At 55.4% G+C, this 22,577-nt stretch carries 14 protein-coding genes and 1 pseudogene; 3 read left to right on the forward strand and 12 right to left on the reverse strand.

From position 1 onward, the window contains the following. Window positions 1–16: 16 nt before the first annotated feature. Genes FYZ48_RS00155 through FYZ48_RS00165 form a run of 3 tightly spaced genes read right to left on the reverse strand, consistent with a single transcriptional unit; the run spans window position 17 to window position 3,973 of the window. Window positions 17–1,645, reverse strand: coding sequence for a hypothetical protein (locus FYZ48_RS00155; protein ID WP_149336325.1), 1,629 nt, complete (start codon window positions 1,643–1,645; stop codon window positions 17–19). Window positions 1,646–1,674: 29 nt separating this feature from the next. Further along, complete coding sequence (locus FYZ48_RS00160; RefSeq protein WP_149336327.1) at window positions 1,675–3,240, reverse strand: hypothetical protein; 1,566 nt, start codon at window positions 3,238–3,240, stop codon at window positions 1,675–1,677. Between the two features lie 31 nt (window positions 3,241–3,271). Continuing rightward, on the reverse strand, window positions 3,272–3,973 hold the full coding sequence (locus tag FYZ48_RS00165; protein ID WP_149336329.1) for a FadR/GntR family transcriptional regulator: 702 nt from the start codon (window positions 3,971–3,973) through the stop codon (window positions 3,272–3,274). 113 nt (window positions 3,974–4,086) lie between these two features. Here FYZ48_RS00165 and FYZ48_RS00170 point away from each other — a divergent pair, with 113 nt between their 5' ends. Continuing rightward, window positions 4,087–4,830 carry an RraA family protein gene (locus FYZ48_RS00170; protein WP_149336331.1) on the forward strand — a complete coding sequence of 248 codons (744 nt, stop codon included), beginning with the start codon at window positions 4,087–4,089 and terminating at the stop codon, window positions 4,828–4,830. Between the two features lie 220 nt (window positions 4,831–5,050). Here FYZ48_RS00170 and FYZ48_RS00175 read toward each other — a convergent pair whose 3' ends face one another. The 8 genes from FYZ48_RS00175 to FYZ48_RS00210 all read right to left on the reverse strand — a co-directional run bounded on the left by FYZ48_RS00175 (window position 5,051) and on the right by FYZ48_RS00210 (window position 18,587). Continuing rightward, window positions 5,051–9,007, reverse strand: a complete 3,957-nt coding sequence (locus FYZ48_RS00175) for a hypothetical protein (RefSeq protein ID WP_149336333.1) — start codon at window positions 9,005–9,007, stop codon at window positions 5,051–5,053. Between the two features lie 91 nt (window positions 9,008–9,098). Then, entirely contained in the window at window positions 9,099–9,830 is a 732-nt protein-coding gene (locus FYZ48_RS00180) for a hypothetical protein (RefSeq protein ID WP_149336336.1), read from the reverse strand. Window positions 9,831–9,905: 75 nt separating this feature from the next. Beyond that, complete coding sequence (locus tag FYZ48_RS00185; RefSeq protein WP_149336338.1) at window positions 9,906–10,943, reverse strand: vWA domain-containing protein; 1,038 nt, start codon at window positions 10,941–10,943, stop codon at window positions 9,906–9,908. Further along, entirely contained in the window at window positions 10,937–11,857 is a 921-nt protein-coding gene (locus FYZ48_RS00190; RefSeq protein WP_145439816.1) for a vWA domain-containing protein, read from the reverse strand. The genes FYZ48_RS00185 and FYZ48_RS00190 overlap by 7 nt, the downstream gene beginning before the upstream one ends. Window positions 11,858–11,926: 69 nt before the next feature. Beyond that, window positions 11,927–12,805, reverse strand: a complete 879-nt coding sequence (locus FYZ48_RS00195) for a hypothetical protein (RefSeq protein WP_149336340.1) — start codon at window positions 12,803–12,805, stop codon at window positions 11,927–11,929. Next, window positions 12,805–13,665: a DUF58 domain-containing protein gene (locus tag FYZ48_RS00200; RefSeq protein ID WP_149336342.1), complete on the reverse strand. Its 861-nt coding sequence runs from the start codon at window positions 13,663–13,665 to the stop codon at window positions 12,805–12,807. The genes FYZ48_RS00195 and FYZ48_RS00200 overlap by 1 nt, the downstream gene beginning before the upstream one ends. A 58-nt stretch (window positions 13,666–13,723) precedes the next feature. Continuing rightward, window positions 13,724–14,764, reverse strand: a complete 1,041-nt coding sequence (locus FYZ48_RS00205) for an AAA family ATPase (protein ID WP_149336344.1) — start codon at window positions 14,762–14,764, stop codon at window positions 13,724–13,726. Between the two features lie 283 nt (window positions 14,765–15,047). Further along, window positions 15,048–18,587: a tetratricopeptide repeat protein gene (locus FYZ48_RS00210; RefSeq protein ID WP_187781799.1), complete on the reverse strand. Its 3,540-nt coding sequence runs from the start codon at window positions 18,585–18,587 to the stop codon at window positions 15,048–15,050. A gap of 407 nt (window positions 18,588–18,994) precedes the next feature. On the opposite strand from FYZ48_RS00210, the gene FYZ48_RS00215 reads away from it, so the two are divergent. Together FYZ48_RS00215 and FYZ48_RS00220 are read left to right on the forward strand one after the other, a co-directional pair. Next, complete coding sequence (locus FYZ48_RS00215; RefSeq protein ID WP_149336348.1) at window positions 18,995–19,858, forward strand: hypothetical protein; 864 nt, start codon at window positions 18,995–18,997, stop codon at window positions 19,856–19,858. Then, window positions 19,855–20,356 (forward strand): annotated as a pseudogene (locus tag FYZ48_RS00220) (DUF91 domain-containing protein); the annotation flags it as partial. The gene FYZ48_RS00215 and the pseudogene FYZ48_RS00220, both read left to right, overlap by 4 nt. Before the next feature lie 136 nt (window positions 20,357–20,492). On the opposite strand, the gene FYZ48_RS00225 reads toward FYZ48_RS00220, so the two are convergent. Further along, window positions 20,493–20,750, reverse strand: a complete 258-nt coding sequence (locus tag FYZ48_RS00225; RefSeq protein ID WP_149336350.1) for a hypothetical protein — start codon at window positions 20,748–20,750, stop codon at window positions 20,493–20,495. Window positions 20,751–22,577: the final 1,827 nt, after the last annotated feature.

A 22,577-nucleotide genomic window follows, 5' to 3' on the forward strand; every position in this document is an offset into this window, starting at 1 on the left:
CGAATTGATTGATCACTTACTGGCCTACATACAGGGCGTAGACTTTGACTTCCTCGGAATCCGGGAATGTGACGCGTAACGCCAGCGGTTTCCCTGCGGGCAGCGTGCTGTTCTGCTGACCTGGAAAGACAACGGGCGTCCGTGTGCCCGGTTTTGTCACCTGCGCCGCCTGATCTCCCGAATATCCGGGCAGCGGTCGATCGAATTCATCCAGCAGTTCGACCGTCAGCAGTCTATCCTGGCTGACCCCTTCCAGGTTCACGGAGAGTTGCAGCTTCCCTTCCGTTGTGAAAGGAGCGGTCACAAAGTGGGCTCCGTTCTTTTCGAGTTTGCGGGAGAGATAACCAAAGCCGTCCCGACGGAGGGTGGCCAGCCCGATCTCCATGTTCTTAAGCTTACCGCCGGTGTCCCAGTGGGAATACCAGATCATGGTCTGGTCCCCCTTGTTGACGAACGCGTGTCCCTGCAGGAGGGCGATATCATCCCACTCCCCTTTTTCCCCTCGGGCGATGACCGGATGATCGGGCACCGGCTCACGGAAATGGACGCCGTCATCACTGACAATCAGCCCCAGATCGACACTGACGCCGGTGTTCCAGTAGCGGCCATCTTTGGGTTTCTCAGGCGCATCCTGCCACATACCGTACAGGCCGACCAGCACGTTGCCGCGATTCCAGATGCCAGCCCCCATGTGGGTCTGCTGACCGGGAACGGGCGTGGCCGTCAATTGTCCCGGGCGGGCAAATGAGAGTGCTTTCGCACCGGACCAGTGCTCGAAGTCGGGCGAACGGTAGGTGAGCATCACGCGACCAATCTTTGAACCATCCATCCGCCAGGACCAGGGAGAAATCAACTGACCGCTGGCATAATAGAAGTTGCCGTATCGGTAGAGACTGGAAACTTCAAAACGTTCCCCTCCCGCATTCATCGGCCGGTCACCGACAACATTCCAGGTCAGGCCGTCTGCACTGGTCGCGCAGATGAAGGCGCCCCAGCGACGTTCGTCCGGACCGATCTGACTGCGCCCGCCGCGTACGTCGGCGAACGGGGGATGCGCGATGTAGGCACACTTATAACGCCGCTGAGGATCGGGATCGTTGGCGTCATACAGGACCGTCAGAAAATCATTGACCTTGGCAAGCGAGGGAATCTGCGACTTGATCAGGCAGATATTGTTCTGTTTGTTACCGTTGAATTCGACCAGGTTCAGTTTCGGTTTGGTCCAGTGAATGCCATCGTCACTCTCGGCGTAACACATGGGACGCCACCAGCCGGGCGCCTGGCCGCTTTTGATCGCGGTTTCGAACATGCCCAGGTACCACATGCGGAACTTCCCATCCAGATACAGCACACTACCATACAGAATCGCATGCCCATGATCGGGAGCGCCTTCCGGTCCCCGGCGGAGCACCGGATTGGTGGGATGTTTTTTTGCCGTCTGGGGCGTCAGTGCCAGATTATGACGCCAGGGAATCGCGCGGTCATCGAATGAGAAAAAGACCGCTTCTTCAACAGCCGGCCCCCGGTCGACAGAGACCCGGCCCGGCGTTTGTGCCGCCAGCTGTCCATTCAGAGAAACAATACAGACCAGGATCAGGGCGCAGGCGAGGAGTCCTGACAGTTGACGAGAATGAGGGGCGTGCATGCTGGTTCTTTCGTGTTCAAGGACGTTCATCAGGGGAGGAGTGACTGGATTCGCGGAGATTTCAGTTCACGTTCGGGAATCACGGTCTGTTTCAGTTTCGCCAGGTCGGCACCACAGCCGGTAACGCGTGAGACGTCGGTCAACCACTGTGACTCCTGTTCCTGGCCGATCTGCTGCTGGAATGTGGCGAAGTCCTGGAGAGCGAAAAAGGTGCGATCCAGGCGGAGACTCTGGAGTTGATAGCGGTTGCGGTCGCCCGTCCATTTGACGTCTTTCCAGATCGACATCTCTGTAGTCAGGGGATCGGCAGAACGGGAGACATTCAGATATTCGTACTCCGCTTCCTCGAGCTGCCGGGCCGTCGCGCCGGCAATCAGGGAATCGAACAGACGGACTTCGCCGCCGGTCGCCTGAAAGTTGAGTCCCATCAGCGTGACATGGCTCGCATCCAGAATCGAATTGCGGGAGACACGGACTTCATTTTTCCCCCTGACCCGCCGGATAAAGACATTCTTCATCGTCAGCGTGCAGGGTTCAGTCTCTTCCGCGCGACCGGTGAGCATCAGCGTGCGGACGGCGGAAGAGAGCACGACCGCGTTGGTCAGTTCGTAGCGTCCCGTATCGAGGAAAAAGAGATCGAAGCCGAGACAGTCGCGAATATAGACCCGATTGTAACTGGTCCGACTGGCTCCCGTGTCACAGATGCCGGTCGAATTTCCGATCGAAACAAAGCCGTCGACTTTGTACTCGGCCGTCTCGTGGGCACTGATGCCGTCATCGCCACATTCGATAGCCTGGATATTTTCGAACAGTACGTCTTCACAATGTCCGTGGATATTGAAACCATCGTTATAGGGATGCGTGCAGGTCAGGTTGCGAATTACCAGGTGCGCATTGTAGTTGTCTTTCGAACCGCCAAACTGTACTCCCGCGGAACGGACGGGAACGCGAATCTGCTGTTCGCTGAGCTGCGCACCGGGGGAGACTTTCAAATAAAAGGCCCCCTTGATCTGAGATGACTTTTCGTCGGCGGGCCCTGCTTTCACAAACGTCCATTCTCCCGCCTTGAGTTCCTCCGGCTGTTTGAGTTCCTGGCTGGGTCCTTTGGAGGTCCGGCCCATGTGAACCATCTTGCCGTTCCAGACGAAAAACCAGCGTTGCAGGATGGCATCACTGACCGCAGGCAGGAGTTGCTCACTACGATAGAGGTCCGGTTTGACTTCGTTCCATTGGGTGATATCGAGGGGGTCGGAACCTTCCAGCGTCGCACCGTGCCCGTCGAGGGTGATCGGCTTATCCGGTTCTCCGCGCTTGCCGTAAAAGCCGGCGTATTCGTGATAGACTTTGGGCTGCAGATGAATCGTGTCGCCCGGCTGTGCGTTGCGGATCGCCTGGCGGATTGTTTTGAGCGGCCCTTCCTGGGCAGCATCATTGCCGTTATCCGGGTCAACGTGAATGTCGCGGGCCAGACTGGTGCCAGTCAACAGGAACAGCATGAACAGTGCACAACACCATGTCCCTGCCCTGCCCCCTGGACTGACATGTTGCGTGCCGATTGACGGCTGTGTTTGAGTGTTGTCTAACTTCCCCTGCATAAGGCTGCTTCCTGAATTGAGCGCGGATGATTTATTTTGAGTCTGTTGGTTTCTGATCCAGCCAGAAGCGGGACTGCATCTGCATCATGGTGCGAGCCCGGTTCGAATCACGATCACGGATGGCGGCAGCGAGTTCCTGGTGCTCCCAGATCATCCGTTCGCCGGTCGCCGCATCGGATTGGTAATCCTGATAGGCCGTATCAAAGAAGTTGACCAGCACCCGCTGCATGCCGGCGATCAATGTGGACGATGTCATCTGCAGCAGCAGCGAGTGAAAGGCGATATCCAGTTCGGAAATCTTCTCGGGCCGTTGACTGCGAATGTCGGTCTCCATCTCCTGGGCCAGTTCACAAAGCTGCTGGCACTGTTCGTCGCTGCCGTTGCGGATGGCCAGGTCGACGGCCCCCATCTCTACTACGTATCGCAGCATCGACAGTTCGGCGATATCCTGATCGGAGTCGAATAAGGAGGGCAGTCCCAGTTGCAGCAGACGGAGCGGATCGGGGCGTCTGACAATCAGCCCCAGCCGTTTGCGGGCTTCGAGCAGACCGATGGCTACCAGCCGACTGACGGCTTCCCGGGCAACGGTTCGCGAAACGTCGTACTCTTCCGCGAGGTCCGCTTCGGTCATGAAAAAGGCCCCGTCGGTGAGCCGTTCGTCCTGAATACGGGCCCGAATCCGCTCGGCGAGCTCATCAGACTGGGTCAACTGGATACTGGTTTCGGCCGCCATAAATACCACTTATTAAACATATATCGTCATTTTATTGATTTACATCGTTTCTATTTCTGATTAAATAGTATCTATTCGATTCCTGATGTCAAACCTTATTTGGGAAATCTCTGATGTCTGCATTACCTGACCTGACTGAGCTACAGCAGTTTGATACGCCAACGATCTGCAACGCAATTGAGCTGTTTGAGGTGCGACCGCGGACCGCGGGCTACATGCAGCGTGAGATCGCAGCCTGCTTTCCGGAGCTGCCTCCCATGGTTGGTTATGCGGCGACCGCGACGTTTCGTTCTTCCGCGCCACCTGCAGCAGACATCGATCCCGGCGTGTCTGCGCGGCTGATCAGTTCGTTCGCAGAACTACCCGGTCCAGCGATTGTCGTCTTCCAGGATCTGGACGATCCCCCCGCGGGAGCCACGTTCGGGGACGGAATGTGCCTGACGTACAAAACCTTTGGAGCGGTCGGTCTGATCACTTCGGGGGCCGCCCGGGATATCGATAATGTCAGACTACTCGACTTCCCCTGTTTCAGTCACGGGATCATGTGCGGTCACGGTTACTGTCATTTCGAAGAGGCCGGTATTCCCGTGGAGGTCGGCGGCTTGACCATCCGGCCCGGTGATCTGCTGCACGGCGACTGTAATGGTGTTGTAACGATCCCGCAAGAAATCGCAGCGGCAGTGCCTTATGCCTGTGCCGAGTATCTCAAGTACGAAGCGATCGTTTTAGATCCACTCCGCGAGGGACGGGCCAACCTGGAACATCACCAGGAGACGATCCGCGAGATGCAGGCCCGCCTGGCTGAACTGAAGCGCGAACTGAAAACAATGATCGCACCATCAGAGGCGGATTCCTGATCGTCTCTAGTACCAGTTAGTGTTTGATAATCAGGATGGTCTATACCAAAGTCGTTTCAACCGGGGCTAACGACCTGCGGCTAATTTGACTGATCTGTTGTTGAAGTCCTGATAACAAAAGTAACAGCATACTGTCAGCCACGGTGAATACTTACATAGCTCACGCTGTCGACCTCACGCTCACTTTGAAATCTGCTAAATAAACGCTATCAGGCTTGTCTCAGTTCGTCCGGTTGACCCAGCGACGGGCTTCCTCGGTGAGGTCGGGTTCTTCTCCCGTGGGGGCTTCGAAGTAGTAATGTTCCAGACGAGAAATGGACGTGTCGAGCTCGGCTTTGCCTGCGGGACTGAGTCCATTATTACGTTCGATGTCCTTGAGCAGGCCGAGTACGGTAAAGGGAGTGACGTGCTCAGGCATCTGGTATCGGGCCGTGCTGACGGACTGCGTTTCCCGCGTGACCAGTTTGAAACCGATCCCGAGCAGCAACAGCAGCGCAATCCCGCCGAGGATGGGCATTACCCAGGATTGTTCGGGGGTGCCGTACTCCTGCTGGAGCATGATCTCCGGATCAACGGAGACAAGGTCGGCATCGTCGAACCGTTGATAGGTGACTTCGTGAGCCTCGTCTTTCGGTAAGCCGAACGTAAATGCTTCCGGATGTTTGGTGAGATCGGGACGGGCCTCCATCGAGACCATCCAGATCCGTTCGGAGTCGATGGCGTTTCCAGGGGCTGTCTTATCAAACTGTGAGACCGAAACGCCTTCGTTTTCAATCGAGGTGATGTTGAATTCTTTGGGTTTCAGATCGACCAGTTGATCCAGGTCGGGCATCAGGCCGATCCCGGTGGCCCGGACTTCCAGCTTGAGTTTGCCTTCTTTTGCTTCGCGTTCGTCGAGGGTCTGGGTGATGGTCACCTTTTCATACGGACGCGGATCGCCCTGCTCTGGCGAAGCATCGATGGGCAGCGGTGCCGATTCCACGGGAATCACGGCGTAGCCGGAGGTGTCCATGAAATCCATGTCGAGTGTGAGGCTGGGGATCTTGTCGACCTCAGGTCCCTTGGGCTTCAATAACAGGTAAGCGTAGGGAGTAACCCGCCAGCCGTAGGTTTCGGCGGCGCGGGAGTTCACATCTTCGCTCTGGAAGGTAATCGAACGGATTTCGAAATGCTCTTCCAGCGCCAGGCGGGCTGATTCCTCGAACTTCTCACGGTAGTTTTCCAGCGGACGACCGTAGTTGTAATAGAAGTAGTTCCCCCGCTTCTGATTCTGCAGGTACTTGGAGAACCCGCCCGATTCGCGTTCGATTTCCTTCGTATGTCGCAGATTGACGAACAGCCCGAACGGCTCGCCGTGACCGACGACATCCGAACCGTCGATTTCAGTTTCCAGTTTGATTTCAGTCACGAGGTCTTTGTAGTAGTCGTAAACTTTTTTCGCCTCCCGCGCCTGCTCATGGTCGCCCACGATGTCAAAGCCCGCTTTCAGGTAACGGAATTTGACTCCCGGATTGAGGGCACTCAGCCGGACAAACAGGGAGTTGGCAAACTTGTCCATATGTCGTTTGGCGAGTTCGCCGGGCAGCTCTTCGATCGCTTTGCGGATGAGGGGATACTGCGTGGGGTCTGAGACAGTGGTATCCGAGATCTTACCTAAATCGGGAGCGCCGAGGCTGGCATAGAACCAGGTCTCGTAGACGGTCGACTCCTGCTTGTCTTCTTCGAGCGATTCGACCTCGGCGGCGTAGAGTTCGGCCGCCTTCTGAAATCCATCCAGTGAATGCTGACGACGCTCGGAGAATTCGGTCGTGCGGTTGAGTTCCTGCCTGAACTCGTTGGCATCATGGTCGAGGGCCGCCTTCGCGAGTTGCACCGCCCAGGACTTCGGATATTTCTGAATCGCTTTCTCCAGCACCTGCTGGGCCGTCGCGTAACCTTTGATGACTTCGCGTTCGATGTCTTTCTGTTTGCGATTGGTTTTGGCAGCCTTCTGTGTCGCGGGCATCCGCCAGACTTTAGCGAGGTTCGTCCGCATGGTCTCAATCAGAGAAGCCAGGGTTTCGGGATTCAGGCCATCGACGGTGCCGTAGATTTTTTCGATTGCATCCAGCTGGTATACCTCTGCGGCACTGTGCACCTGGGTGAAAGCCTGTGTGATCAGTCTTTCGTTGATCGGTTCGATGGGAAGATCGTTGATCCGCTTGATCCAGTTGGCGAGTTCTTCAAGGTTACGGACCTGCTTGGAACGGGTGAGCGGAATCCCCTGGGCCCGCTGATTGAAGCCCCAGGAGAACATGTAGATATTGGTCCGCTGCTGTTCGGAATTGGGATTGTGATTCTTCGTCCAGACCTGCAGGAACTGTTCGGCCAGTGTTTTCGCTTCTCGCGGATCGAGGGGAGCCAGCTTCTCAATGTACGGGAAAGCTTCGTCTTCCTCTTCGACTTTGAGATAGAGCCGGGCGATGGTGGTCATGAAATCCTGGTGCAGAGGCTGATCGACGAGCTTCATCCATTTCTCGTCCGGAATCATCTCCAGGATCTTGCCGGTCGAGATGGCCTGAATGCGGTTCTGTCGCGCCATTTGCGGCTGCATCATTCTACTTTCGGTGTAGTAGTAATTGCCGTAATAATCGCGCTGCATGGTGCGTCCACGACGGGTGGAGTAGTCGTAGGTCTGTGAGATTTCTGCTTCCCGCAGCCAGTTGGTTGCCAGCAGTTGCAGCGTCGACTGCCATTCCCGGGCCTGTTCGGGAGCCGCGGTGAGCAGCGCTTCGACGGCGATTTTCTGCAGTTCCAGACTCCGCTGACGGAAGGAACTGTTACTGATCTGGGTCGACATCCCCGTAGCCACCGCGGAACCGATGGTGGAGAGAATTTCCTTCCCCCGTTCGGGACGCTTGCTGAAACTCTCCTTGAGCCAGGCCTGACCGAGCTCTTCCTTGATACGGGGTGTGAGTTCGACGGCCCGCTTGAGGGCTTCTTCTTTTTCTTCGGTGGAAATTTCGCCGACTGCCAGCACCGCCTGCAGGGCCTCCCAGGCTTTTTCGAGATGTTCGTTCTTTTTCTCGTGGGAGGGGAGCGCCAGATAATAACGCGACAACAGGTTTAAGGCTTCGCGGTCATCTTCTTTGATCGCATCTGCCAATGCAGGCAGGTAATCGGCCATATATTGTGCCTGACCAGAATCGGCCAGTAACTGTGCGACCTGGCGTTTGCTCAGAACCGGCTCTTTGTTCTGTAACTGTTCGTTAAACGCTTTGAGATACTCCTGGATCGCATACCCGTTCCCCAGTGAGATGCGGAAGATGCCCGTCAGCTGACCGAAGTATGTGTTTTTCTGATTCATTTTCTGCTGGAGCTGCGCCGCGAGTTGCGGGTTCTGTTGAATCATCTGCTGAAGCTGTGCGGAACTGACAGAGCCTGAAGGCAGATTCTTCGCATCAATCTTTTCCGTAGCATCTTCGGGCAGGAGTGCTGCCAGCTGGAAGAAGTCGTCGATCGAGATCACATTTTTCTCGGCGAACTGGGTATAACGGGTTCCCGAAGGACGTTCCGGATTCTGCAGGGAAGTCAGCAACTGTAGATAGAGGGCTTGAGACTCTTCCTGTGGCAGGGTCTTGAAAAATGTTTTGACGGCTTTCCAGTCCCCGTCTGTGACATCGCGCTGCAGCGTTGCGAGCTGTTTCTCGAAGGCTTTCAGTTCGGCATCCAGTTTCTCCTGCTGTGCCTTTTTATCGGCGGCAGCCTGCTGTTCGGGAGTCAGCGGTTTCTGTGCGACGAGGGGCTGTTCGGTGGGCTTCTGTTTATCTTCCGGCTGCTGTTTGTCTGTTTTTTCCGGTGCGGCCCAGGCCTGGATGCGGGCAGAAGGGCGTCGATCGAACTTCAGTTTTTTGATCGCGGCCAGCCGTTTCTGTTCGTAGGCTTTCTGCTGGGCATCCGTGCTGGAGGACGAGGCACTCTGAGCTGCGGCTGCGGAACTGGTCTGCACACTGGCAGGTGCGGTCGTGACCGTGAGACTGCCCGAGACTGTGACGGGGGCCTGGACCGGAGCCGCTAAAAGTTTTGAAACCTGTCCCGACGAAGTTGGCGCGCTATATTGCGCCAGGCTGGAGTTGCCGTCAGCTGCACAGAGCAGTGTCGCGATTGTGATCGAAAGAGCGAGTTGCAGTCGCCGCATCGGAAGTCACCTTTACTTGAATTTAGAATCAAATACGTTTCAGCAGTCGTCCGGGGGATTCGCCGGCGAATCCCCCCTTCTCCGTCAGACATTACGAACCACTTTTATCCGGTGGTGGTCCAGCACTGGCGCCACGATGGTCCTTTTCCTTTTTCTTTCCCTTGCCTTTTCCTGGCTTCTTCCCCGGCTTCTTGCCGTTACAGACGCCGTTACAGCAGCCTTTGCACTTACACTGTTTGGGAATCGGCATGCCCTGCAGATCGGTCAGATCGAGATTCGCAAGTCGGATGACGGCTTCCAGATTCTCCTGCTGTTCTTTGAGCTCACCTTTGTCGCCGGTTTTCTCTGCGTTTTCCGCGAGCAGGCGATAGTTCTGACGCGATGACTCGATGATGGGTTCCCAGCCATCTTTGCCAACCCCTTCGAGACGCAGCGTCCAGGTAACGTAATATTCCGCATTGGCCATCGCGGAGCGTGTTTCTTTCAACAGTTCCGCATCGGGTTTCTCATCGGCCTGAAGTTCTCCGAGGAGTGCCTGCAGATCGAGGTAGGCTTCGGGAAGTTCTCCGGTGTACATCATCGCTTTGTCGCGTGCGAGGCGGATTTTACGTGATTCCTTCACATTCTCCGCAGGAACGAATGGCAGGGCCTCGTTGTAGAGCGCTACGGCCCGACTCCAGTTGCCGTGCTCTTCGGCGGTCTGAGCGACTTTGACTCTCTGGTCCACATCATCGAGCTTCAGCTGTGCCTGTCCTGGTCCGTAGTGGTAGGCGCCCAGAAAGAGCGGGACCAGCCCCCAGCAAAGTAGCAGCATAATTCTCATTGGACTTTCCTTCCTGCAATCAGTTTCCATTGCACAAGTGACAAAACTGGTTTCCTGTATTCCGTTTTCCGTCGGTCATGTGGCCGTCGGATGCAGTTGTGTTGACTTCTGTTTCCGTTCCGCTTCCCGCCGGGCCCGTGCCCGTTCTTTGCGACTGGTGAAGACCCCCGGTCTCCAGCCGGTACCCCAGTAATGCAGCAACCAGGGAATCAGGGCGTAGATCAAGGCCGAGAGACCGCAGATCGCCAGGGCGTATTCGCGGCGGGTCAGCTTTTCAAAGGGATTCTCTTCACCGCCGACCGCCAGTTGATCGATCAGGTCGGTGCTGAGATGTTTTTCGTTGCCGTTGTGATAAGTACCGTTCAGGCGAATGGCCAGTTGTCGCAGCGTGGAGACATCCTGGCGGGAATGGTGTCCGTTGATAAACGAGCCTTTGACGGAATCTCCCACGCCGATCACTACCGCATTGGCGACCGAGACGGGCATTTTGGGCATGCCGACGCCGGGCACGGTATCGCCGTCACTGATGAGCAGAAGCGTGGTGCTGTGTGGATTCCAGGGTTTCGCCAGCTCCGCGGCTTCTTCCAGTCCCGAGAACAGATCGGTTTCGCCGGAGACAAACGCGTGATGCATGGGCAGATCGTTGAAGATATTGTGAATCACTTCCAGGTCGCGGGTATCTTCGACGACCCGCTTGGCCGCGTTATAGACGGCGATCACGCTGGTCTGGTAGCGGTTCATATTGGCCCGTTCGAAAAAGGATTCCATCAATCGCGAGGCGCGTTGCATGCGAGCCTGATCCTTGTTCTGACCGGCGTCTTCGAGCCGCATACTGGGCGAGACATCGAGCACGATCAGCAGGTGCTTCATTTCGTTATCGGGGATAGCCTGGGCCGCATGAATTTTGGGAGGCAGCAGCAGCAGGGTGATCAGTCCCCAGCAGAGCCCGGTAAGTGAGAGCACGCGGAGTGCAGGCACGATGCGGGCCCAGGCCGCGGGTTGGGCGGAGGGACCGAAGACGAGCGGCGCAATCCGCCTGATCCGCCGGGCGTGGAGCATTTCCGCGCCGGTGGCTACCACCAGGATCACAATTGCCGCCAGTCCTGCTACCACGGTGTAAACCTCAATCCAAAGAGTGAAAGTGTGCTGCTCCCCAGCAGGATCAGACCTGCCAGACTGTAGGGATAAAAGTTGTCCATCGATTCCGCTGCCGTCCGTTCCAGGCGCGTCTCCTGCATTTCGTCGATGTGCTTGAACACGGTTTCCAGTGCCTGCGGACTTTCGGGCTCGAAGACCTCGCCCCCCGTGAGACCGGTGATGTTCACAACCGGACCGGGCACTTCACTGGCTGCGATGTGAATCGCGTAAACCACGATGCCATCCGCCTTGAGCTTTTCAGCAATCTCCACATCCTGTCCGTTCCCGAGATCGAAGCTGTAGCCGTCGGAGACGAGGACAATCATCCGGTCCCCCTGCTCGCGTGAGATGAGTACTTCCCGGCACGCGCGAAGGGCCTTACCGATTTCGGTGCCTCCCAGCCAGTGCGGATGACCGGGGCTCATGGGATCCATGAACGGGGGCGCGCACTTGATCGCGGAGACATCGGTCGTCAGGGGAACCCAGTGCAGGACTTCGTTGCCGAAGAACGTCAGGCCGAAGGCGTCGCCTTCGCGGTAATCGAGAAACTTGTTGATGGCGGCCATCGAGGCATCGTAGCGTGTGCCTTCGCCGAAGGAGGCGGTCATACTGCCGGAGACGTCGACGCAGAATTCGATGTTGGTCAGCACCCGCCTGGTTTTGGGGGCACTCAGTTGTTGCGGACCGGCGAGAATCAGTACGACAACCGCCAGGATCAACGCGGGCAGTGACTGCGCGAGATTGACCAGCGTTCCCCAGGCACGGCCGCGTGTCTGAACTCCGTGGTCGAAGGGGAGCACGACGTGTCCCCCGTCACGCCGCCAGATCCAGACCAGCAGCGCGATCGGCACGATTAAGAACAGGAGTACCCAGGGATGTGAAAAACTCATAACGTCGATTTACCAGTTTGCCTTGTGTTGCATTGTTTTGTTTTCAATTCATTCTTACTTATCTTGTATTCAGGTAGCGAGGGACGCCAGCTCCTCGTCGAGGGCATCGGCGGGTAGATTCTGATACGGTTCCAGAATCTGCGCGATCTGCGGGCTGTTCAACTGCGGGTCCGCGTCGGGGCGATGCAACAGGATTTCCAGCTGTTGCAGCAGCGGACCTGCTTCCTCGTGCTGTCTTAAAATCCGGGTCACCTCGGCAACGTCGGTCTGTTCCAGGTGCAGTCGTTTTCGCCAGAATGCGACCAGCATCATTTCCAGTTCTGCCATCTGCGTCTGAGTCAGCTTGCCCGCAATCGCTTTTTCGACCATGGGCTGCAGACGATCTGACAGCGAGGGGGGCGGCTGTTGTGTTTCATCGGTTTCATTGGCTGATTTGCGTTTGACGAAGACAATCAGAAAGGCGCCCACCGTCCAGAGCAGGAAGATGATGGTCATCCAGAACTGGTAGCCGCCGATCCGGGGGATCGATGTGGCCGAGGGGCTGTTGGGCTCCACGCGACTGGCGGGGAGAATCGACTTGATGCGCACCGGGATCGCGGGCAGTTCGCCTAATGCACTCTTATCTTTGCGTTCGAGGAAGTCTGCCAGATTATATTCACCGGGCTGGAGGCCGTAGTATTCCAGTTCATAACGGAACATGTCCGGGCCGTGCGGGTGGATGCTGACAATCCTTAAGATGATCGGATCGTCGTCGGTAATCTGTTTGACCTGCAGTTCGGAACCGGGGAGGATGACGTCCTCTATGCGTTGCGACATGCCGACTGACGCACTGGAGGGCTCCTCTGCTGCGGCGGAGGGAGACGGTGCGGCTCCGTAGACGCAGGCCAGCAGGACCAGCGCGAGTGGCTGCAGAATCAGAGTTCGGAAAAATGCCTGCCGGTCTCTCATTAACGGCTCCCTCGTGAGAGAATATCGCGGGAAGAAAAGAACTGCCTTAAATGGGGGACGAACGGCTCGTCCGTTTCAATTAACAGATGATCGATGCCGCTGCGTTTCAGCTGGAAGTCGATCTGCTCCTGGTCGAGCCAGACCTTGCGGCCGTGTGTGACGAAGTCGCTGCCGGTCTCTGCTTCGCGGGCCCGCATCAGTCCAGCTCCGCGCAGCCCGCTCTCAGCCGGATCGCGAAACTGGATCACCACGGTATCGTGTCGTTGTGCGAGTTGCTTGAGGGCGGGAACCGCTTTGGGATCGTGCAGGTCGGAGAGGACGATAATCAGCGCCCGACTCTTGAGGCTGGGGCTGAACTCGGCCACCCGTTGACCGATGGTGGTCTGTTCGTCGTAGCGGAAGCGTCTCAGACGGACCAGCCACTGCATGACCTGGTCTTTGGAAAGGCTGGGATGAATCCGCAGATCGGTTTCGCCGACGCCGAGAACGCCGACGGGACTGACGCGTTCCAGGCAGGCAAAAGCGAGCCCGCCCGCGATGTGCAGGGCCAGACCGTATTTACTTTTCGCGGTGGAGCTGATCATCATCGAAGCGGAGGTGTCGATGAGCAGATAACAGGGAAGCCGCTTGGGGGTTTCGTATTCCTTGATAAACAGCTTGCCGGTACGGGCGGTGACCCGCCAGTCGATGCTTTTGATCGGATCCCCTTCCTGGTAGGGTCGCGACTGGAAGAACTCGAGCCCGGAACCGAGGAACGGTGACTTGTCGGTCCCGTAACTCAGGCTGTCCGCGAGTCGCTTGACGGCAATGTAGAACTGCCGTGCGTCCAGCGGATCAATCTGTTCCAGTAAGCCTTCCATGCAGCACCTGTTTTAAATTTGTGAGAGTATTCGATAACGTGATTCGAGACAGCGGCGACTAGTCCTCCCGCCCAACCAGGGACGGCGTCGCCCCCAGGTCGCGGAGCATATCCTGCAGCACCCCCTGGCCGGTGAGTCCGTCGGCGAGCGCTTCGTAATTCAGCCGGATGCGGTGCAGGATGACATCCTCGGCCAGCACGAACAGGTCTTCGGGAATCACGTAATTGCGTCCCTGGATCAGTGCCCGGGCACGGGAAGCCTTGACCAGCGCGATGCCGGCACGCGGACTGCAGCCCAGTTCGATGTTGGGATGATTGCGTGTGCGGTTGATGACTTCGATCACGTGTTCCACAAAGGTATCGCTGACGTGAATGTCGTTGACGGCCTGCATGCAGGCGACCAGGTCATCGGCTGTGCCGACGGGTTGTTGCTGCATGACGTCGAATTCGGTATTCACCACGGCTCCGCGGTCTTCGCGACGAATGCCGAGTGCCATGTTGCGTTTGAGGACTTCGCGTTCCTCACTCGGATCGGGATAGTCCAGGCGGTGACAGAGCATGAAGCGGTCGAGCTGGGCCTCGGGCAGTTCAAAGGTTCCGGCCTGCTCCACCGGGTTCTGCGTGGCGATCACCAGGAACGGCGCGGGGAGCGGGAAGGTTTCGTTGCCGATGGTCACCTTGCGTTCCTGCATCGCTTCCAGCAGTGCCCCCTGCACCTTGGGAGCCGCCCGGTTAATTTCGTCGGCCAGCAGCAGGTTGGTGAAGATCGGCCCGGTGCGGGTGACGAACTCGTTGGTTTTCTGATCGAGGATCTGCGAGCCCAGAATATCGGAGGGCAGCAGGTCGATGGTAAATTGAATGCGGGAGAAATCGAGATCGATCGATTTGGAGAGGACCGACACGAGCAGCGTTTTCGCCAGTCCCGGCACCCCCTGGAGCAGAATATGACCGCCGGTAAACAGGGAGATCAACAGGCGTTCGACGACCTCATCCTGGCCGACAACGACCGTGGCGACCTGGTCGCGGACGGCCTGGATGAACTGGGCATTCTTGAGGACTTCTTCCGAAATCTCATGTTGGCTGGCAGCGGAGCTGTTCATAGATGATATCGTTCCATGCTGACGGGAAATCGATTGTGTCTGGGGCAGAGTGGGTAGAAACTCAGTTGCAGAAACCGCGGGCAGCAGGGCGAAACGCTGCCTGTCACAGAATGGCGTTGGCGATCTAGACAAAAGTGCCCACAAATAAACAGGGGCACACTATATCTTAAAAGTGCCCCTCAGCGACTGTCAACAACTTTCACAGCAATTTCCTGACGCACCAGCGGAGTACAGAGTTCCCGGAATTTTAACTCCGGATTGCTGGTCTTCTGAAAACAGTTATTCAGGAACGCTTCTTTAATCGATAGGGCTTTCCAGCATCATAGAGCTTCTGTCGACTCTGGTAAGATTTTTTGATGCGATAATTTTGTTCGTATTTGATCGCATTTTGATTATATTCTTTCGCTTTATCAAACTGCCCGAGTTCAGCATACGCGGCTGCCAGCAGCGCCATGTTTAGAGATTTCTGTTCGGGGATGAGCCGGGTTGCCTGTTGTGCATATTCAAGTGCCCGCTTGCCGTCACGCACCTTGTCATCCGGGCTGGAGGCGAGCAGTTGAGCGGCTGCTTGCGGTGCGAAGCTGTTCTGAGGATCGCGTTGCACCACCTCTTCGAAGTCTTTGACGGCAGCCTGATCCTGGCCTGTGGACTCAAGATACTCACCGCGGCTAATCCAAACCTCCGGCACCTCTGGTGTCAGTTCGATAGCTTTATCAAAATCCTGTCGGGCGCGATCCCGCTGTTTCAGGAGCGCCTGCAGCTTGCCTCGTCTGATGAAAACGAGACTGGATTCAGGAAACAGTTCTGCCGCCCGATTTAGCGTCACCAGTTGCAGTTCGCGACGTTTGTGATATTCGTAAGCGTAGACCTGATCTAACAGTTCATGTAAGTCTGTTGTACTCTGCTCCGCAACCTGACTCTCGACAGGTTCTGGTTTGTGTTTCAGTTTAAGGAGCACCGCTGCTGCGAGCAGGCCTGTCATCTCTTCCGATTCGGCAGCCTGCTGCAGATAGCGGATTGCCAGTTTGTTCTGTTTTTTCTGCAGCAGTGCCTTGCCGACGAAATACTGATAAAAAATGCGAGCCTGGTGACTTTCCGGTTCCTGCAGATACCAGTCGATCACCTCGGGTGAGAGGGCCTGAGCATCTTTCCCGGTGAGAATCCGTTTGCAGAGCAGGATCTGATTGAGCTGCGGCAGGTGATATTTCTTGCCCCGGGAGAGAAATTCGATGTCAAGCGCCTGCGAGAGATACTCATCCCGCTCTTTCGTCATGCCCAGTTCATCGGCAATCAGCGCTGCCATGATTGCCGGATACGCTTCGCCCACAAAATGGTACTCATCCGCGGTATAGTCCCAGACTTTCATGGCCGCCTGCGGATTTCCTTCGAGATACTGATAACAGCCAACCACAGAAAGCTGTTTGTACATCAGCTGATCAGAAACAAGATACCGGTCATCGGACAGTGGCACATTTGAATAATAATCCACATAAGGCTTGACGAACGTCTGTATTTCCGCGGGCGGTTCGAGTCCCCGCGAACGGCACCAGGTATGGAAATCAAATTGATTGTTATAACGGACCGCTTCCTGTTTGCGCAGTTCCAGGGCACTGTCCAGATCCCCCAGAAGTTCATGGCACTCCGCCTCAAGTCTCAGGCCCCAGCCAGAGTACGTTTTCGCAGCCACTTTGGCGTGCTTTAAAGCCTCTTTATAGTCTTTCTTCTTAATGTAATAGCGGGCGATCTCAGCCTCCACTCCCGCGCGTTCCATCACGCTCTGTACCAGCGCCAGAGCTTCGTTACGCAGCCTCAGTTCCTTTTCGTCTTTCCCCTGCAGCTGGGCGATTTTAATCAGGGGGTAGATGTTCTCGTAAGTCGGACGCTGGTTGAAGACTTGCTGATAGATCGTTTCCGCGCGGGGATAATCGAATCGCAGTGAATACTGGTAGGCAATCGCATGGGTCAGTTGATCGACATCGGCATATCTCTTGAGCAGTTCGGGGACGCGCGGCTCGTTCTGCTTCCAGTTAAAAGTCAGTTCCTGAATGATGGTGTAAGGGGAATCCGGACTGACGGCTGTCAAGTGAGGGACCCATTGTGGCTTTTCCTCTTCGGGAACGGCGTAGTCGATTACGAAGGCCAGCTCGGAAATCACATGACTGCCGTTACGGATATAGGTGGTATCGCGGACCGTTTCCAGCGGTTCGTTGGGTAGACCGATTTCGCGGTCGCGGGCCAGAATCTGATGCGTCGCCGTGGTCCAGTACTCTCCCGGGACCTGGCCCAATTCGTTAAACGCCTCGAGTGCAATCGCCTGCTGCCAGCCGAAGGTCTGCAGGAACGGCTTGAAGGGATGCTTGTCCAGCGATTTCAAAAACAGATTGAGTTCCTGGTCCGCATTCACGGACCTGAGTTCCTGTCTGCGACTGACCAAATCCCAGGCCTGCAGCATGGTCAGATCCTGCACCGTGCTGGCCAGCATCGAAAAGGAAGGCTCGGTCTTCTCAGCCGGATCGGTTCCCCGGTCCTTGAGCATCGCCACAAGGGCATCGCGGCTTTCAACCAGTTTCTGCAGTCTGGTGCCGGCGAATTCAGGAAGTAGTTTGCGGACATTTTTCCCTTTGAGATAAGGCTGACAAAATTGGATCAGTTTGAAGTTCACATCGTGAATTATGGCCAGGCTCTGACGATCGTCGAGCGTTCGGGGTCGGGTATAAAAGGCCCGCACCGAGTGGATGTCCCGGATCTGCAGCGTGTCGGCGATGTCGTTCTGCTGTTGAGGCGTGCCGAAATAAGTGACCTGCAGCAGAGCGAGGTAGTCCCGCAGCAGTTCATTTTCCAGTGTCAGTTTCTGGTCCTTCAGCTTTCGGTTGTCGTACCGACAGTGCGCTTCGACGACCGGCAGCCATTCCGCGGGCACATTCGTTTGTGACTTCAGACCCGCAATCGTTTCGATGTCCTTGAGGGCCATCCGATCCAGTCCCAGCAGCCCCCGCACCAGGGCCCGATTGGAAAGGGCGTAAGCGGTGTCGGGATGCTTCTGCTGCAGGCGTTCGGCATAGAGCAGTCCGCGGGCTTTGGTCGCCAGGGGAATCAGGCTCCAGTACTGTTCGGTCAGCGTTCCAAACAGCGCATAGCTCTGCGCCAGTTGCGCCAACAGTGCGGGAGACTCCCCCTGCTTCGCGATCGCGGCGTGCGCATCGATCAGTTGTGCGTACTGCTGCCGGAAGTTTAAATCGTCTATCTTGATAAAACGGAGCGGCTCGGTGGGAATCGCCTCTTTCGTGGCTTTCTTTTTTTGCGGCACGTAACCGGCCTGCTGCAGCAGATCCTTAAACCAGGTACGCGAGTACTCCTCTGCCAACTGGACAGCCTCGGTGGCGGAACTGCGATTGGTCAGTTTCAGATCCCGCTTTTCAATCAGCTTTAATTTTTCACCGTCCCGCTGCATGACCTGGACGACATACCGCCCGCGACGAGTGATGGTGACATGGATATTGAAGACCGGTACATCTTTGTCTTTCAGTGCCGGAAGCGGTTCGCCCAGAGAGGCATCGCGTGTGCGGGCGCCAAACTCTTCGCGGGCGGCGATCAGAAAGGCCTGCCGAAACAGTTCACGAATGAGAACGCCGGGAACGCGAACGTTCGTATCCTGCTTCTGCAGATCCAGGTAGACCGTCGGCTGCACGGCAGCACTGCGTTTCTGGCTCGCCTCAGCTGGCGATGACCACAGTGTGGACAGAATTAACAGACAGGTCAGCAGTACGCGTACACCACAGGCAAGACACGGACGAAAAAGATCCAGGCAGTAAGCAAAGGACATCTCAGAATCCACCATATATATTGAAAAAGAATTGCGATCACCGAGTAACACTTTTAAAAATAGCGAACGTCAGTCCAGTATTCAAGTAAGAACTAAGCAAGAGAGTTTCATCCGCAGATCTTGTTAGATCAAGCAGCGGTCGACTCGTTTGTTTTTTTCTACATCGAAAGGCGCGAAACGGGGTGGGTGGTGCGCTTGAGTCAGACAGTGCCGGCTGGTTCCTGGAGTGTTTGAATTTCAAATCAATGGTTTCTCATGATCGACATTTGAATGTCGTCTGAGTAGGATGAGTGTACAGTTTATTATGTGTACCAAATGATGGTAGGAAAACAAGTTAGGTGATACAGGGCCATTCAGCCCTGGAAAAAGCGAAGTGAAGTCAGAAGACGATCTCCGGGAGAACCTGAATGGAACCGACGCCGCTACCGATAGCCAGCAAGCTTTCGATTCGTGAGTGTGGCTATAACGAATACTGGCTGCAGGATCAGATCTATGAAAACCCGAGCTGTCTCGGTCTGGGTGAGCTTGATGCCATCGACAAGGAACGTCGGCAGTCGAGCGGCGGGCGGCTGGATCTGTTGATGAAAAACGCCGAGGATGATGCGATGTATGAAGTCGAAATCATGCTCGGGGACACTGATGAATCGCATATCATCCGCACGATCGAATACTGGGATAACGAAAAACGACGCTGGCCGCAGCGACAACATACGGCGGTGCTGGTAGCGGAGTCAATCACGCGTCGGTTTTTCAACGTGATTCATCTGCTGAGCCATTCGATCCCGATCATTGCGATTCAGGCCAATATCATCGAGGTGGGCGGGGTGCGTTCTCTGCATTTCACGAAGGTGCTGGATACTTATGAAGAGATCGACGACGGTGCTGCGCCGGATAATAAGACGTACGATCTGAGTTACTGGAAGGAGCGGGCTTCGTGGGTGATTGAGAATGCGAAAGCGCTGCAGGAAGTCAGCGAAGAGATCCTGGAGCATTCGGAACTGAACTATACCAAGTTCTATATCGCGATCACGTTAAACAGTAACAGCTATTGCTTTCTTCATAAGCGGAGCGATGGCAAGAGTCTGTTTGAGTTCCGGATTCCCGATCATTTACTGGAGGAAGCGAAGGAGCTGCTGGACTCGATCAGTATTACGTATATCTCCAAATCCAAACGCCTGCGTTTTACTTCCGATAAAAAGACGATCGAACAGCACAAAGACGTATTTAAAAAACTGACCGCGATTTCCGGAGAATACTGGGCAGCCTCATGAGTGATATTAAATTATTTCGTACACAGGGCGATGCCGTCACCGAACTGGAAGGCAAGACGGTCGCGCTGGAAAAGTCGCTACAAATTTTGATCGAAAATCATCTGGAGACGCTGCTGGGAATCAAATTTTTGGCCAGTGAATATTCCACCGGAAAAACGCACGCCGGGCGGATTGACACGCTGGGGATCGATGAGAACGGCTGCCCGTGTATTATCGAATACAAGCGGACCAGTAATGAAAACGTGATCAACCAGGGGCTGTTTTACCTGGACTGGCTGATGGATCACCGGGCGGAATTCGAACTGATGGTGATCAAGCAGTTCGGCCAGGAAATGGCGGAAAACATCGAGTGGTCGAACCCCCGCCTGCTGTGTATTGCCGGTAACTTCACGAAATATGATGAGCACGCCGTTCAGCAGATCAATCGAAATATTGAGTTGCTGCGGTATGTACGGTTTGGGGAAGAGTTCCTGCTGTTTGAGATGGTGCATGCGGTGGAGATCAAGCCTCCGGATAATGGTAAAATCAAACCGGATCCCAAAACCGACGACGAGGAATCAACAGATCCTCCGGTTCGTTCCGTTGAGACGAATCTCCAGAACTGCTCGACAGAAATTCAAAACCAACGCAAACGTCAACGTAGATTCCATATTCCTTTCCCAATACCAGCCGTTGATTCAAACAAATCTGGATACTCTTCTTTGTAGGCTTCGCTATCCGAAGAATGAGTTTCAATGGTTCGTCTCACAGCCGCTTGCCAATGCTTATTTGAATAGAAATTCATAATCCCACGACTTTCGATGCGATCATAAATTTCTTTTAAAGTTGCTTCACCACCAAGTTCCTCAAAAGCATCTAAAACTTCATCTAACCACGGGCGTGGTTGTGTCATCTGAATCTCCTTTACACTGATATACGCGCATATCTGAGAATCAATCGTTCGATTCATCATGAACTACAAGAGGCAATAACTCTTCATACTCTATTTGGGGGCTGCTTTTTTCTTCGCCATGGGGGTTCCTAGTTCTGGAGGGGAGTGTGAAATCGTTTTTGATTTTGCTACCACGAAAGGCACGAAAGGCCTGGCTGGTGAGTGTGCACATTTCACCAGTGTAGCAAATGGTTATGTGACCGCAAGTTAGTGAGTGTGGAATCCCTTTTGTGGCTGGTGTTGTATGCAGTGTCGACCCTGTTACCGGCGGCTGGCGATTTGCTGCTCACGGGAATGATCGCTTCGTTTCTGTGAGCGGAATGGCGCTCGCCACCGGTGTTCTATTCAACGCCAACCGTGTTTACCGGCGGGTCGTGCTTTGCTGCTCACTGGTGCTGTCTGATTGAGATGTGGGGAGGAGTTATACGGGTCATTTCGTTCGGCGGGCAGCCACATAGGGCTGCCCCTACGTTTGGGAATTAGTCTGGGGGCTTATTTTTTTAGATGAAGGATATTTTAGATTTGCTTCAGCGTGGTTTTACCTGTCGGGGCGATACTGTCTGCAGACTTGCTTGATGTTTTTGACACGCGGGAGTGAATGATGAATAGCCTGGTTTCTCTGGTTCAAATGACGGCCGTGATTACGGCCGGGGTGTTGTTGCTGGCCTGTCTGGCGGGGGCCGTGCGGTATCAGTCGCGGCGGAAATGATGCGCGATGTTCACGTTGGTGAGGCGGTGCCGATGGGTAGAATGGGTGGGTGTCTGGAGTTTGTTTTCTACCACGAAATTCACGAAAGGCACGAAAACGGTTTGGGTTGAGCTGTCAGTGGGTGGGATACCTTTTGTGACTGGTGTTGTCTTCGGTGTTGACCCTGGTTACCGGCGGGTTGTGCCTTTCCGCTCGGGAGTTGGTGGTGGTTCTGATTTTGCATGGGCTTTAGCTAAGACGTTTCAACCGGGGCTAAGGCCCTGCGGCTGATTTTCTTTTGGAGTTGGGGAGTTGTGAATCTGGTTGTGGTTGATTTGGTGGGATGACTGTAAACCAGGATTTCTATTCAGGGACGCAACACTGTCAGTTTCCTGCTCGCTGCGCTCGGCCCGAATTGCATTCGGGCTTACCCGATTTTTTTCTACCACGAAAGGCTCGAAAGACACGAAAACGGTTTGGGTGGGATACCTTTTGTGACTGGTGTTGTATTCAGTGTCGACCCTGGTTACCGGCAGCTAGTGCTTTGCCGCTCACGGGGGGACTGGATGTTGTTCCATTGGAGGCTTGTTGCTGGACAATGTCGCGAGGCGGGCAGGCACGCAGGCTCTGCCCCTACGGGTCAATACGATATGAGGCGATTTGAAACTTTCAGATTGAACCTCTGATCCTGGAGGGAGTTGGTTATGGGATTGTTGGCTGACATGATCTGTTATTTGAAACGGGCTTGGGCTGTGCGGGTATGTGGTGAGGTTTGCTTGGGTGTTGGCTGTTATCTTCTTCATCGGCGTGAGGGGGTCAAGACAGAATTTTGTCCCGATGTGGCCGGATTTTGTCCTGGTGTGGCCTGGATTTTGTCCTTGTTCGGCTGGGGTTTGTCCTGGTGTGCCCTGAACTGGGCGAGGTGGACATTGCGAAGTGGTGCGGGGTGTTTCAGTAAACAGGGGGTGAAAATCGGCGGAGGTGCAGGTGAACTTCGGTCAGAGGTGGGGCGTGTTCCGGTGCTCGGGGACGTGCCTCGCGCGCGAGCCAGAAGGGAACTACAATACGCTTCGGCGGGAGCCGATCAAGTTCAATTTCAG

Source organism: Gimesia chilikensis (assembly GCF_008329715.1).
Lineage (GTDB): Bacteria > Planctomycetota > Planctomycetia > Planctomycetales > Planctomycetaceae > Gimesia > Gimesia chilikensis.